The organism is Paractinoplanes globisporus DSM 43857, from assembly GCF_000379645.1.
Lineage (GTDB): Bacteria > Actinomycetota > Actinomycetes > Mycobacteriales > Micromonosporaceae > Actinoplanes > Actinoplanes globisporus.
Genome location: NZ_KB903306.1, coordinates 1 through 13,175 on the forward strand (window position 1 = coordinate 1; position 13,175 = coordinate 13,175).

Genomic DNA, 13,175 nt, shown 5'->3' on the forward strand with positions numbered 1-13,175 from the left:
ACGCACGCCCAGCGGCCCCAGCGCGCGGCTGCCCGGTGGGCCCAGCGCGTGGCCGGCCGGTGGGGGCAACGCACGCCCAGCGGCCCCAGCGCGCGCAGCCGCCGAGCGGGCGCAACGCGGCCGCCCGGTGAGGCCGACGCCCGACCGCTCGGCCGACGACGCCGGACGCCACCCCGTGCGCCGAACCCGCGCGCCGGCCAGCCGATCCACCCCGCTCCGCGCCGAGATGCCGCAGCGCGGCCCCGAGCCGGGTGCAGGGCCTCGCCAGATCGACCGGGTTCGAGCCCAGCGCCCGGATGATCGCGTCGCGGCACCGCTCGTCGTCGAAGACAAGGCCGACCACAACGTCGACGACAACGTCGACGACAAGGCCGAGAACAACCCCCCACGCCGCGGGATGAACACGAGGTGACATCGAATATGCATCGAACAAAAGCAACGGTTGACGCGGCGACCCAGAAAGTTACACTCCAAGTGTAAAAAGTTGACCTTCACGCTCCACTCAGGACTCCACCGGTCCGCAGCGCCGAGGTGACCATGTCAACGCACGATGACCAGGGGCTTTCCCTCCACCACATAACCGTCCGCTTCGGCGGGCTCCTCGCGCTCGACGATGTCTCCCTGCGGGTTCCGCCGGGCCGCATCGTCGGGATCATCGGTCCCAACGGGGCCGGCAAGACGACGCTCTTCAATGTCATCTGCGGGTTCGTGACGCCGCAGTCGGGTGCGATCACGCTCGACGGCCGCCCGTTGCGCCCGCGACCGCATCACCTCCATCGCCACGGCATCGCGCGCACCCTGCAGGGCGTCGGCCAGTTCGGCGGCATGACGGTCCTGGAGAACGTCCAGGTCGGCCTCCGCAGCAGACGGGCAAAACCCGAGGATGCGTACGAGGCGTTGGAGCGCTGTGGCGTGGCAGAGCACGCGAAAGCCCACCCCGCCGAACTCCCCTACGCCAAGCGCAAGCGGGTCGAGCTGGCCCGCGCCCTCGCCGCCAAGCCCCGGATCCTCATGCTCGACGAGCCGGCGGGCGGCCTCGACCCCGACGAGATCGCCTGGCTGGCGGACCTGATCCGGGACGCCGGCACCACGGTCCTGCTGGTCGAGCACCACATGGACCTCGTCATGTCGGTCTGCGACGAGATCCTCGTGCTCGACTTCGGCAAGCCGATCGCGCTCGGCTCCCCCGGCGAGATCCGCACCGATCCGAAGGTCGCCGAGGCTTACCTGGGAGCCGCCGCATGAGCAATGCAGGCGATCTGCTCAAGGTCGAGGGCCTCACCGCCGGGTACGGCGCCGCCCCGGTGCTGCACGAGGTCACGCTGAGCGTGGGCGCCGGCCGGATAGTCGCGGTACTGGGCGCCAACGGCGCGGGCAAGACGACTCTCCTCCGTACGCTGTCGGGATTGTTGCCCTTGGCCGCCGGCCGGGTGATGTTCGACGGCCTCGACCTGCGCGGGGTCAAGGTCGAAAAGATGGTGCGGCACGGCATAGCGCACGTGCCCGAGGGCCGCGGCGTGGTCACCGAGCTCACCGTCGACGAGAACCTGCGGCTCGGCGGGCTCTGGCGCAAGCCGCGTGAACCGCTCGACGAGATCTACGACCTGTTCCCGGCGCTCGCCCAGAGAAAGAACCACCTCGGACACCAGCTCTCCGGCGGCGAGCGGCAGATGCTGGCGATCGGCCGCGCGCTGGCCGCGAAGCCGCGCCTGCTGCTGCTCGACGAGCCGTCGCTGGGCCTGGCTCCCAAGATCACTTCGCAGATCATGGGGCTGCTGCGCGACCTGCGCGACCGCACCGGGCTGGCCGTGCTGCTGGTCGAGCAGAACGTGCGCAGCGCGCTGTCGATCGCCGACGAGGGCATCGTGCTGAACCTCGGCCGGATAGCGGCCCGGGAGAAGGCCGACAAGCTCGCCGACGACGCCGATCTCCGGCACGCCTACCTGGGGTTCTGACATGGACCGATTCCTCTATCTGACCTTCGACGGGCTCAGCCGCGGCGCGGTCTACGCGGCGTTCGCGCTGGCCCTGGTACTGATCTGGCGGGCCGCGCGGATCGTGAACTTCGCCCAGGGCGCGATGGCGGTCGCGACCGCGTACGTCGGCTATTCGGTGGCGAGCGCGACCGGCTCGTACTGGCTCGGCTTCGTGGTGGCGATCGCCGGCGGGCTCGTGCTGGGCGCCGTGGTCGAGCGGGTGGTGATGCGCTTCGTCGACCATTCGTCGCCGCTCAACGGCGTGGTCGTCGCGCTCGGCCTCGTGCTGATCATCCAGGGCGTGCTCGGCATGATCTACGGCAACGACTACCGACCGGCCGAGGCGCCGTTCAGCCGGGACGCCTTCCAGATCGGCGGCGTCACGCTCCTCTCCCGCTTCGACCTGTTCGTGTTCGGCGCGGTGGGCGCGGTGGTCGTCCTTCTCACGCTTCTTTTCACGCGTACGTCGACCGGACTGCGCATGCGGGCGGCGGCGTTCGCGCCGGACGTGTCGCGCCTGCTCGGCGTGCCGGTCGGCGGGATGCTGACGCTCGGCTGGGCGCTGGCGGCCGCGGTCGGCTCGCTCGCCGGGATGCTGGTGATCCCCACCGAGCTGGGCCTGCACCCGAACGCGATGGACCTGCTGTTCATCTCGGCGTTCACGGCCGCGGTGCTGGGCGGGCTGGACAGCCCGGTCGGCGCGGTGGTCGGCGGCCTGGTCGTCGGCCTGCTGCTCACGTACGTCAGTGGCTACCTGGGCGCGAACGTGGCGCCGATGGCCGTGCTGATCCTGCTGGTGGTGGTGCTGCTGAGCCGCCCCGACGGCCTGTTCTCCAAGGCGAAGGCGAGGACCGCATGACGATCGTCGAACGCCTGGCGACAACGACGAAAAATCGCCAAAAATCGCGCCAGAACAGGTTCGTACCGCTGGCCGGTGTGCTCGTTGGCGCGGCCGTCATCGTCGTCCTGACCTACACACTGCCGCCGTTCCGGAACTACCAGCTGGCGACCATCGGGGCGTATCTCTGCGTGACCGCCGGCCTGACCGTCCTCACCGGACTCAACGGCCAGCTCAGCCTCGGCCACGGCGCGCTGATGGCAACGGGCGCCTACACGCTGGCTCTGTGGCAGGACAGGTTCAACCTGCTGCTGCCCGGCATCGTCCTCGCCGTGGTCGTGACGACGCTGGCCGGGGGCGTGATCGGTCTGGCCGCGGCCCGGCTGCGGGGCCCGTACCTGGCCGGCCTGACCCTCGCGGTCGCGGTGGTCGTGCCGAGCATCACCAGCACCTTCGACAATACGTTCAACAGCGACCAGGGACTCTCCGTGGCCCTCAACCCGCCACCCGGAGTGATCCCCGTCGAGCAGTGGCAGGTGTGGATCTGCTGGGCCGGCGCGCTGCTGACCGTGCTGTTCCTCGCGTACCTCGTCCGGGGTCGCTTCGGCCGGGACATGCGCGCGGTGCGCGACGACGAGACCGCCGCCAAACTCGCGGGCGTCGGCGTCGCGCGAACGCAAGTCCTGGCCTTTGTGGTCTCGGCGGCCTGCGCCGGCCTGTCCGGCGCCCTCTTCGCCGTGCTCGCCCAGAGCGTCTCCCCCGGCGCCTTCCCGCTCACGCTCTCGCTGTTCCTGGTGATGGCGATCGTGATCGGCGGCCTGGGCCGGCTGACGGGCGCGCTGATCGGCGCGTTCCTGCTGGTGGCACTGCCCTCGGTGGCTCAGTCGATCGCCGAGGACGCCGGCTCGCAACACCTCGAGGGCAACCTCGCGCTGACCTTCTTCGGCGTCGTCCTTGTCGTCGTCATGCTCGCCGCCCCCGGCGGGCTGGCCTCGATGAAGTTCCCCAGAAAAATCCGCAAGCAGAAAGGCCAAGAATGAAACGCACCGCGACCGTCCTCGCCGCGCTGCTGCTGGCCGCAGGCTGCAGCAACGGAAACAGCAATAGCAGTGGTGGAAGCAGCAGCAACACCCCCGGCGTGACCGACACGGAGATCCTGGTCGGTACGCACCAGCCACTCACCGGCCCGGCCGCGGCCGGGTACTCGTCGATCGCCCCGGCCACGAAGGCCTACTTCGACTACGTCAACGCGAACGGCGGCGTCTACGGCCGCAAGATCACGTACAAGATCATGGATGACGGCTACAACCCGGCCAACACCCAGCAGGTCGTCCGCCAGCTCGTGCTGCAGGACAAGGTGTTCGCGATCCTCAACGGGCTGGGCACGCCGACGCACACCGGCGTACTCGACTTCCTCAAGACCAACCGGGTGCCCGACCTCTTCGTGGCCAGCGGCAGCCGCACGTGGAACCAGCCGGACAAGTATCCAGGCACGTTCGGGTTCAACCCCGACTACACGGTCGAGGGCAAGATCCTCGCGACGTACGTGAAGGAGACGTACGCCGGCAAGAAGGTCTGCTTCCTCGGCCAGGACGACGACTTCGGCAAGGACAGCCTGGCCGGCGTCGAGCAGGTCCTCGGCTCGGTGACGGCCAAGCAGACGTACGTGGTGACCAACCCCAACGTCGGCCCGCAGATCGGCGCGTTCAAGGCCGCGGCCTGCGACGTCGTCGTCCTCGCGTCGATTCCCGGCTTCACCGCGCTGTCGATCGGAACGGCCGCGAAGATCGGCTACAAGCCGCAGTTCGTGGTCAGCAACGTCGGTTCCGACCCGACCACGCTCGCCAAGACGCTGGGCGCCGCGGCGCCGCTGCTCGAGGGCGTGGTGGCGGCCAACTACCTGCCGCTGGCCACCGACGATTCCAGCCCGTGGATCCAGCTTTACAAGAAGGTCAACGCCCAATACAACGGAAACGCCACCTTCGACAACAACGTCGTGTACGGCATGTCCGTCGGCTACCTGTTCGTCCAGGCGCTGCAGGGCGCCGGCAAGGACCTGACCCGCGACAAGCTCACCGAAGCCGTGCAGAAGGGCGGATTCACCGGGCCCGGGCTGGTGCCGGTGCGCTTCTCGGCGCAAGATCATTCGGGGTACGCGGGCGAGCAGCTGACCAAGCTCACCGGCGGCAAGGCGACCTACTTCGGGACGCCGTACACGACCGACGACGCGGCCGGCGCCGTCGCCCCCTACTCGGGGACAGCGGCCGCGCCTCCGGCGAACGGCGTTCCTCCGGCGCAGTAGCGTCAAGGGTCGGCGGGAAATCCGAAGCTGACGAGGCGACAAGTTGACACAGCGACGCGAAGGAGCGGCGATGGCGGACCAAGTGGCGATTGTGACCGGGGCCAGTCGAGGCATCGGCTACGCCATCGCGCAACGTTTCGTTGCCGAGGGCTACAAGGTCGCCATCACCGGCCGTAACGCGGAGGCGCTCGCCCAGGCCGCACTCGACCTGGGCGGGCCCGACGTGGCGATCGGCATCCCCGGCAAGGGCGATGACACCGACCACCGGGCCGCCGTGATCGACACGGTGCTCGGCCAGTTCGGGCCGATCACCACGCTGGTCAACAACATCGGGATCAATCCGGCGTACGGGCCGCTCGGCTCGCTCGACCTCGGCGCCGCCCGCAAGATGATCGACGTCAACGTGCTCGGCACCCTCGGCTGGGTGCAGGAGGCGCTGCGCGGCGGTCTGTCCGAGGGCGGCGCCATCGTCAACATCTCGTCGGTCTCCGGCGTGCGCCCGGCGCCGGGGATCGCCTTCTACGGGGTGACCAAGGCCGCGCTGATCCACCTAACCGAGGAACTGGCCGTCGAGCTGGCGCCCAAGGTGCGGGTCAACGCGGTCGCCCCGGCCGTGGTCAAGACCAGGTTCGCGACCGCCCTCTACGAGGGCCGCGAGGAAAAGGTGGCGGCCACCTATCCGCTGGGCCGCCTCGGCGTGCCCGAGGACGTGGCCGGCACGGTCGCGTTCCTCTGCGGGCCGGACGCCGCCTGGATCACCGGCCAGACCGTCGTGATCGACGGCGGCATCACGCTGACCGGGTCGGTGCAGTGACGCGGCGCGTCGTGGTCACCGGCGCCGGCGGCGGCATCGGCGCGGCGCTGGCCCGCCGGTTCGCCGCCGACGGCGCCGAGGTGATCGTCAGCGACCTCGATCACCGGGCGGCCACGGCGGTGGCCTCGGAGATCGGCGGCCTGGCGGTCCCGGCCGACGCCGCGAACGAGGACGACACCCGCCGCCTGATCGACACGGCCTGGGCCGAGCTCGGCGGCATCGACCTGTTCTGCTCCAACGCCGGCGTGCTCACCGCCGGTGACGAGAACACCCCTGACGCCGCGTGGACCAGGGATTTCTCGGTCAACGTGCTGTCCCACGTCTACGTCGCCCGGCACCTGCTGCCCCGCTGGCTCGACCAGGGTGAATCGAAACGGCTGCTGGTCACGGTCAGCGCCGCCGGCCTGCTCTCGATCCTGGGCAGCGCGTCGTACGCGGTCACCAAGCACGGCGCCCTCGCGTTCGCCGAGTGGCTCCGGGCGACGTACGCCCATCGGGGTTTGATTGTGCAGGCCCTTTGTCCGCAGGGCGTGCGCACCGACATGCTGACCCGCGGCAACGACCGGGAGAGCGCGAGTGCCGCGATGCTCGCCGAGGGCGCGCTCGAACCGGCCGAGGTGGCCGCGGTCGCCGCGAAGGCGGTCGAGGGCGACAGTTTCCTGATCCTGCCGCACCCCGAGGTCGCGGACTACTACGCGCTGCGGGCCACCGACACCGATCGGTGGCTCGGCGGGATGAACAAGATCCAGCGCGCGTTCGAGGACGGTCGCCGATGAAGGGCCTCGACCTCGCCGCGCTGCAGGCCTACCTCGGTTCCTCCCAGGAGCTGACCGGCCGCATGTTCGCCGGTGGCAGATCCAATTTGACGTACGCGGTCACGGACGGCGAGAAGCGATGGGTGCTGCGCCGTCCCCCGCTCGGGCATGTCCTGCCGACCGCGCACGACATGGTCCGCGAGCACCGCGTCCTGGAGGCGCTCTCCAAGGCCGGCTTCCCCGCCCCGCGACCCATCCTGCTCTGTACCGATATTTCGGTCATCGGCGCCCCGTTCTACCTCATGGAACACGTCGACGGCCACATCTATCGGGAAGAATCCGACTTGTCGGATCTGGGTCCGGAGCGGCTGCACGGCCTGGTCCTCGCGCTCGTGGACACCCTCGCCGACCTGCACGCGCTCGACCCCGCGGCGATCGGCCTCGCCGACTTCGGCCGCCCCGAAGGTTTCAACCAGCGCCAGGTGAGCCGCTGGAAGAAGCAGCTGGACGCCTCCCGCAGCCGCGACGTCGCCGGCATCGACGAGCTGCACGCCCGGCTGGCCGTGGACATCCCGGCCGGCGGCCCGGGCACGGTCGTGCACGGCGACTACCGGCTCGACAACGTGCTGATCGGCGACCAGCTGCAGATCAACGCGGTGCTCGACTGGGAGATGTCCACGCTCGGCGACCCGCTCAGCGACGTGGCCCTCATGCTCGTCTACGCCGGCCTTCCGCTGCAGGTCAGCGGCGGCCGGTCGACCGTGCCGATGAAGGTCGCCGGCCATCCGTCGCTGCGCGAGATGAGCGACCGGTACGCCGGGCGCAGCGGGCGCGACGTGAGCGACCTGCACTGGTACGTGGCCTTCGCCGCATTCAAGCTCGCGGTGATCCTCGAGGGCGTGCATTACCGCTACGTTCAGGGCCAGACGGTCGGTGGGGGCTTCGAGTCGATCGGCAACCTGGTGGGGCCGCTCGTGATGCGCGGCCACGAAGCGCTGGAGGGGAACTGATGGAGTTCGGCTTCGACGCGAAGACCGAGGACTACCGCAAACGGCTGCTGTCCTTCATGGACGAGCACGTCTTTGCGGCCGAGCCCACCCTCGCCACGCATTCCGGCTGGGAACCGCCCGCGGTGCTCCCCGAACTGCAGGAAAAGGCCCGAGCGGCCGGCCTGTGGAACCTGTTCCTCCCCGGCGAGCACGGCGCCGGCCTCACCAACCTCCAGTACGCGCCGCTCGCCGAGATCACCGGCCGCAGCCCGTCGCTCGCGCCGGCCGCGCTGAACTGCGCCGCTCCGGACACCGGGAACATGGAGGTGCTCGCCGAGTTCGGCTCGCCTTCCCAGCAACAGGAGTGGCTGACGCCGCTGCTCGAGGGAAAGATCCGCTCGGCCTTTGCGATGACCGAGCCGGGCGTGGCCTCCTCGGACGCCACCAACATCGGCACCCGCATCGAGCGCGACGGTTCCGACTACGTCATAAACGGGCATAAATTCTATATTTCCGGCGCGATGAATCCGAACTGCAAGATCTTCATCGTGATGGGCAAGACCGACCCGTCCGCCGCGCGACACGTGCAGCAGAGCATGATCCTGGTGCCGCGCGACACCCCCGGCCTGCAGATCAAGCGTGGGATGACGGTCTTCGGCTACACCGACGGCGATCACGGTGGGCATGCCGAGATCATTTTCGACAACGTACGCGTGCCCGCGGCCAACCTGATCGGCGAGGAGGGCAGCGGGTTCGCGATCTCGCAGGCGCGCCTCGGCCCGGGCCGCATCCACCACTGCATGCGGCTGATCGGCATGGCCGAGCGGGCGCTCGAGCTGATGTGCACGCGGGCGCTCGCCCGTACCCCGTTCGGCAAGCCGCTGGCCGAGCAGGGCGTGGTGCAGGACTGGATCGCCGAGTCGCGGGTGCGCATCGAGCAGACCCGCCTGCTCGTGCTGAAGGCGGCCTGGCTGATGGACACGGTCGGCAACAAGGGCGCGCACACCGAGATCCAGGCCATCAAGATCGCGGCGCCCTCGACCACACAATGGATCATCGACAAAGCCATTCAGTCGTACGGCGCGGCCGGCGTCGGACAGGACACGCCGCTCCCGTCGCTCTGGGCACACGCGCGCACCCTGCGGCTCGCCGACGGCCCCGACGAGGTGCACAAACGGTCGCTGGCCCGGCGCGAGCTGAACCGCTATCGGAGTGACTCGTGACCGCTTCCCCGGCTTCGCCGGCCTCCCCGCAGCGCGTCGACGGCCGGACGGCGCGCTCCGAACGCACCCGCAACGCCATCGTCGACGCCCACCTGCAGCTGATCCGCGAGGGCGACCTGCGGCCGACCGCCGAGCGGATAGCCAAGCAGGCCGGGGTGTCGCTGCGCGCGCTGTGGAGCCACTTCTCCGATCTTGAGGCGCTCTTCGCGGCGAGCGGCGAGCGCGTGCTGCGCCAGGCCGCCGAGAGCCACCGCCCGGTGTCGACGAAGCTGCCGCTCCCGGAGCGGATCGACGCGTACACGAAACAGCGCTCCCGGCTGCTGGAGCAGCTGGCTCCGAACTCGAAGGCCTCCGCCCTGAAGGAGCCCTTCTCCGAGACGCTCCAGCACTACCGCCGCGCCCACATGGCCCGCGCCCGCGACGAGCTGGCCACCCTCTTCGCCCCCGAGATCGACGGCGACGAGGGCCTGCTGAACGCCATGACCGCGGTCAGCATGTCGGGCACCTGGAACACCTGGCGCGAGACCATGAACCTGTCGGTGGCGGCCTCCCGCGCCGCCCTGGCCCGCACCCTCACCGCCCTGCTGACGCCGGCCTGACCTGGGCGTTGCGGAGGCGGATGCCGCTGTGGCCGACCGTGCTGGCGATCACCTCGTCCCAGAACGGCCACAGGTTGTCGAGCAGGCGCAGCTGGATGCCGGCGGCCGCGTGGCAGTCGATCAGGTTGCCGACCGGCTCGGGTGGTACCAGCGGGGTGACCGGCTCGGTGGCGACCATCGCGTGCGGCTGGGCGCCGGGGCTGCTGATCGGCTCGAACGGGCCGGCCGGGAGGCGGTAGGCGTACAGCGTCGTGGTGCGCATGGCGTCGAGCCAGGCGTACTCGATCGCGTGGACCCGGTCGCCGCAGCCGGCGCCGATGATGCGGTCCCGGTCGGCGTCCGTCGTGCGGCGGCCCACCCAGGCCATCGCGCGCGGGCATTGCCGCGGGAACCAGTAGCTCGGCGCGTTGCGCCGGTCGACGGCCCACACGTACGGCGTGGGCTCCGTCGACGTGGCGGCCACGTGCGGGACGAACCGCGTGATCGTGGGGTCCTCCGAGAAATGCAGGACCTCTCCGGGCGCGGGCCGCACCGCTACAGGACGACGACCGAGCGGGCGCCCTCGCCGCGGGCCATCCGGTCGAACGCCGCGGGCACGTCGGCCAGGCCGATGCGGTCGGAGATCAGGTGGTCGACCGCGAGCGCGCCGGAGAGGACGTCGGCGGCCAGCCGCGGGATCTCCGCGTCGAAGTCGGCTCCACCGTAGACGGACGAGCGCAGGGTGCGGGCCGAGGAGAAGATGTCCAATGCGGACAGCTGAACGATGTCCTCGTTGCTGCCCATGCCGACCACGGTCACCACGCCGCCGCGCCGGGTGGCCCGCCAGGCCGCGCGGATCGTGACACTCCGCCCGACGCACTCGAAGGCGTGGTCGGCGCCGCGGCCCGAGGTGCGCACCCGGATCTCCTTGGACAGCGTGTCCGAGGAGACGACGAAGTCGGTGGCGCCGGCCGCCTCGGCCAGGCCCTTCTTGGCCTCGGTGACGTCCACGGCGATCACCTCGGAGGCGCCGGCCGCGCGGGCCGCGGCGACCACCGACAGGCCCACGCCGCCCAGGCCGATCACGACCACCGACTCGCCCGGGGCGACCCGGGCCGTGTTGCGCACCGCGCCGGTCCCGGTCAGCACGCCGCAGCCGAGCAGGGCCGCCCGGTCGAAGCCGAGCTCGGCGGGGACGCGGATCACCGCGTTCTCCGGGACGACGACCTGGCCGGCGAACGCGCCCAGCCCGAGCGCCACGTGCACGGGCGCGCCCTCGAGGGTGATGCCGTTCTCGAGGGCCGCGACGCCGGACGATGTCGAACAGAGCCACGGCTCGCCGTGCAGGCAGAACCAGCAGTCGCGGCAGGGCGGCTGCCAGTTGAGCACCACGTGGTCGCCGACCCCGGCCCGGGTCACGTGCTCGCCGGCCTCGATCACCTCGCCGGCGGCCTCGTGCCCCAGCACCAGGGGGTACGGGACGCGCAGGGTCCCGTTGACCATGGACAGGTCGGAGTGGCATACGCCGGCGGCGCGGACGCGCACCCGCACCTGGCCCGGGCCGATCTCGGGCAGCCGCAGCTCCGCCACCTCGGGGCGGGCGCCGGAGGAACGGACCACGACCCCGTTGAAGTAAGTAGTCATCGCTGAATCGCCTTCACCTGACGGAACTCAGCAAGACCGTACTCGCCCAGCTCGCGTCCGACGCCGGACTGCTTGAATCCGCCGAACGGGGCGAGCGGGTTGAACGCGCCCCCGTTGACGTCGACCGCGCCGGTGCGCATCCGCCGGGCCACGGCCAGGGCCCGCTCGTCCGATCCCCAGACGCCGCCGGCCAGGCCGTACCGGGAGTTGTTGGCGATCGTCACGGCCTCGTCGTCGTCGGCGAACGGGATGATCGACAGGACCGGGCCGAAGATCTCCTCCTGGGCCAGCTCGCTCTGCGGGTCGACGTCCGCGAAGACGGTCGGCGCCACGAAGTGCCCGGTGCCGGGCAGTGGCGCGTCCGGGCCGCCGGCGACCAGGCTCGCGGCGGCGCGCTCGACAAAACCGCGTACGCGATCCTGTTGATTTTGCGAGACCAGCGGGCCCAGCCGGGTCGCCTCGTCGAAGGGATCACCCACCGTGTAGCCGGCCGCGGTCTTGGCCGCCAGGTCGACCGCCTCGTCGTAGCGCGAGCGGTGCACGAGCATGCGGGTCCAGGCGGTGCAGGTCTGACCCGAGTTGAGGAACGCGTTGCCGACGCCGACCTTCACCGCCTTGATCAGGTCGGCGTCCTCGAGGATCACGTTGGCCGACTTGCCGCCCAGCTCCAGCGCGACCTTCGCGATGCGGTCGGCGGCCGCGTGCGCGATCGCCCGGCCGGTCGCGGTCGAGCCGGTGAACGACACCATGTCGACGCCCGGATGCCCGGCGATGGCCGCGCCGACCACGGGCCCGGTGCCGGTGACCAGGTTGAGCACGCCGCCCGGGACGCCCGCCTCGTCGGCCGCATCGAACAGCAGGTACGCCACCAGCGGGGTCAGCTCGCTCGGCTTGAGCACGACCGTGCAGCCGGCCGCCATCGCCGCCGCCACCTTCGCCACGACCTGGTGCAGGGGGTAGTTCCAGGGCGTGATCGCGCCGACGACCCCGACCGGCTCGTGGACGACCAGCGAGTTGCCGATCGTCTGCTCGGGCTCGGGGCGTACGGCAAGATCGGCGTAGCCGCGCAGAACCGTGAGAGGAAGTCCGGCCTGTACCGCCTTCGCGATCTTGAGCGGGGTGCCCAGCTCGAGCCCCACGGTTCGTGCGATGTCGCCGGCCTTGGCGGCGAGCGCCGTGTGCAGGCGATCGAGCACCGCGCCGCGCTCGGCCATCGTCCGGCCGGCCCAGCCGTCGAAGGCCTGCTGGGCGGCGGCAACCGCGCGATCGACGTCCTCGGCCGTGCCCGCCGGCACGTTCGCGATGATCGTCTCGGTCGCGGGGTCCTCCACCGGGATGGTCTCGTTCCCGGCGGGCGGCACCCATTGGCCCCCGATGAACAGGTGCGGACGGTCTAGCGAGGTCATCGGCGGATCCCCATCTCGTGTCGGGCGACTAGGCCATTGATGAGCAGGTCGAGGCCGAACTGGAAGGCGCCTTCGTCCACGGCCTCATGATGCGCCGCCAGCAGCGGCGCGCGGTGCAGATGCGGGTACTGGTCGTACAGCGCGGGGTCGATGTCGAAGCCGAGCGCGAACGAGCCGAGCGCCGAGCCGGTCACCAGGTAGCGCATGAGCGCGCCGATGTGGGTGGCCCGGGCGGGCGGCCAGCCGGCGTCGACGAGCGCGCCGAAGACGGCCTCGGCCATGGCCAGCGCGGCGGGACGGCGGCCCGGACCGCTGGCCAGGACGGGCACGACGTTGGGATGCTCGGTGAGGACCTGGCGGTAGGACCTCGCCCAGCGGCGCAGCGCCTCGGGCCAGTCACAGGTCCCGAAGGCGGACAGGTCGACCCGCTCGATCACCGCGTCGGCCACGGCGTCGACGATGTCGGCCTTCGTGGCGAAGTGGTTGTACAGCGACGGGCCCTGGACGCCGAGCTCGGTGGCGAGCCGGCGCATGGACAGCGCGTCCAGTCCCTCCTTGTCGACCAGCGAAGATGCGGCATCGACGATCCGCTCGCGGGTCAGCAAGGGCTGCCTCGGTCGGGCCATTTCAGCGATCTCCCAGGAATTCGC

General features: G+C 70.7%; 14 protein-coding genes and 1 pseudogene. 11 read left to right on the plus strand and 4 right to left on the minus strand.

Features of this window, described 5'->3' with window-relative positions; translation table 11 throughout:
• From A3CQ_RS62175 to A3CQ_RS0120230, 11 genes and pseudogenes are all read left to right on the plus strand, one after another.
• Positions 1–412: pseudogene (locus tag A3CQ_RS62175) on the plus strand (hypothetical protein); the annotation flags it as partial.
• 125 nt (positions 413–537) lie between these two features.
• A complete protein-coding gene (locus A3CQ_RS0120185; protein ID WP_020512762.1) occupies positions 538–1,245 on the plus strand; it encodes an ABC transporter ATP-binding protein in 708 nt (235 codons plus the stop codon).
• Complete coding sequence (locus A3CQ_RS0120190) at positions 1,242–1,955, plus strand: ABC transporter ATP-binding protein (protein WP_020512763.1); 714 nt, start codon at positions 1,242–1,244, stop codon at positions 1,953–1,955. Before A3CQ_RS0120185 ends, A3CQ_RS0120190 begins: the two co-directional genes overlap by 4 nt.
• Position 1,956: 1 nt before the next feature.
• The gene (locus A3CQ_RS0120195) at positions 1,957–2,835 is read left to right on the plus strand and encodes a branched-chain amino acid ABC transporter permease (RefSeq protein WP_020512764.1); all 879 of its coding nucleotides are present in this window, start codon (positions 1,957–1,959) and stop codon (positions 2,833–2,835) included.
• Positions 2,832–3,854: a branched-chain amino acid ABC transporter permease gene (locus A3CQ_RS0120200; RefSeq protein ID WP_020512765.1), complete on the plus strand. Its 1,023-nt coding sequence runs from the start codon at positions 2,832–2,834 to the stop codon at positions 3,852–3,854. Before A3CQ_RS0120195 ends, A3CQ_RS0120200 begins: the two co-directional genes overlap by 4 nt.
• The gene (locus A3CQ_RS0120205; protein ID WP_020512766.1) at positions 3,851–5,116 is read left to right on the plus strand and encodes an ABC transporter substrate-binding protein; all 1,266 of its coding nucleotides are present in this window, start codon (positions 3,851–3,853) and stop codon (positions 5,114–5,116) included. The genes A3CQ_RS0120200 and A3CQ_RS0120205 overlap by 4 nt, the downstream gene beginning before the upstream one ends.
• Before the next feature lie 70 nt (positions 5,117–5,186).
• Complete coding sequence (locus tag A3CQ_RS0120210) at positions 5,187–5,930, plus strand: SDR family oxidoreductase (RefSeq protein ID WP_020512767.1); 744 nt, start codon at positions 5,187–5,189, stop codon at positions 5,928–5,930.
• On the plus strand, positions 5,927–6,706 hold the full coding sequence (locus A3CQ_RS0120215; protein ID WP_020512768.1) for an SDR family oxidoreductase: 780 nt from the start codon (positions 5,927–5,929) through the stop codon (positions 6,704–6,706). The genes A3CQ_RS0120210 and A3CQ_RS0120215 overlap by 4 nt, the downstream gene beginning before the upstream one ends.
• Positions 6,703–7,695, plus strand: coding sequence for a phosphotransferase family protein (locus A3CQ_RS0120220; protein WP_020512769.1), 993 nt, complete (start codon positions 6,703–6,705; stop codon positions 7,693–7,695). The genes A3CQ_RS0120215 and A3CQ_RS0120220 overlap by 4 nt, the downstream gene beginning before the upstream one ends.
• Positions 7,695–8,897, plus strand: coding sequence for an acyl-CoA dehydrogenase family protein (locus tag A3CQ_RS0120225; protein ID WP_020512770.1), 1,203 nt, complete (start codon positions 7,695–7,697; stop codon positions 8,895–8,897). Before A3CQ_RS0120220 ends, A3CQ_RS0120225 begins: the two co-directional genes overlap by 1 nt.
• Positions 8,894–9,496, plus strand: coding sequence for a TetR/AcrR family transcriptional regulator (locus tag A3CQ_RS0120230; protein ID WP_020512771.1), 603 nt, complete (start codon positions 8,894–8,896; stop codon positions 9,494–9,496). Before A3CQ_RS0120225 ends, A3CQ_RS0120230 begins: the two co-directional genes overlap by 4 nt.
• Here A3CQ_RS0120230 and A3CQ_RS0120235 read toward each other — a convergent pair.
• The 4 genes from A3CQ_RS0120235 to A3CQ_RS0120250 are packed head-to-tail and all read right to left on the minus strand — an operon-like array spanning position 9,471 to position 13,151.
• Complete coding sequence (locus A3CQ_RS0120235; protein ID WP_020512772.1) at positions 9,471–10,028, minus strand: DUF6886 family protein; 558 nt, start codon at positions 10,026–10,028, stop codon at positions 9,471–9,473. The two genes, A3CQ_RS0120230 and A3CQ_RS0120235, sit on opposite strands and share 26 nt — an antisense overlap.
• A gap of 2 nt (positions 10,029–10,030) precedes the next feature.
• Positions 10,031–11,119 (minus strand): alcohol dehydrogenase catalytic domain-containing protein, encoded by a 1,089-nt coding sequence (locus A3CQ_RS0120240; RefSeq protein WP_020512773.1) that lies wholly within the window; start codon positions 11,117–11,119, stop codon positions 10,031–10,033.
• Positions 11,116–12,525 carry an aldehyde dehydrogenase family protein gene (locus A3CQ_RS0120245; RefSeq protein WP_020512774.1) on the minus strand — a complete coding sequence of 470 codons (1,410 nt, stop codon included), beginning with the start codon at positions 12,523–12,525 and terminating at the stop codon, positions 11,116–11,118. The genes A3CQ_RS0120240 and A3CQ_RS0120245 overlap by 4 nt, the downstream gene beginning before the upstream one ends.
• On the minus strand, positions 12,522–13,151 hold the full coding sequence (locus A3CQ_RS0120250) for a TetR/AcrR family transcriptional regulator (protein ID WP_026205929.1): 630 nt from the start codon (positions 13,149–13,151) through the stop codon (positions 12,522–12,524). Before A3CQ_RS0120250 ends, A3CQ_RS0120245 begins: the two co-directional genes overlap by 4 nt.
• Between the last annotated feature and the right edge of the window lie 24 nt (positions 13,152–13,175).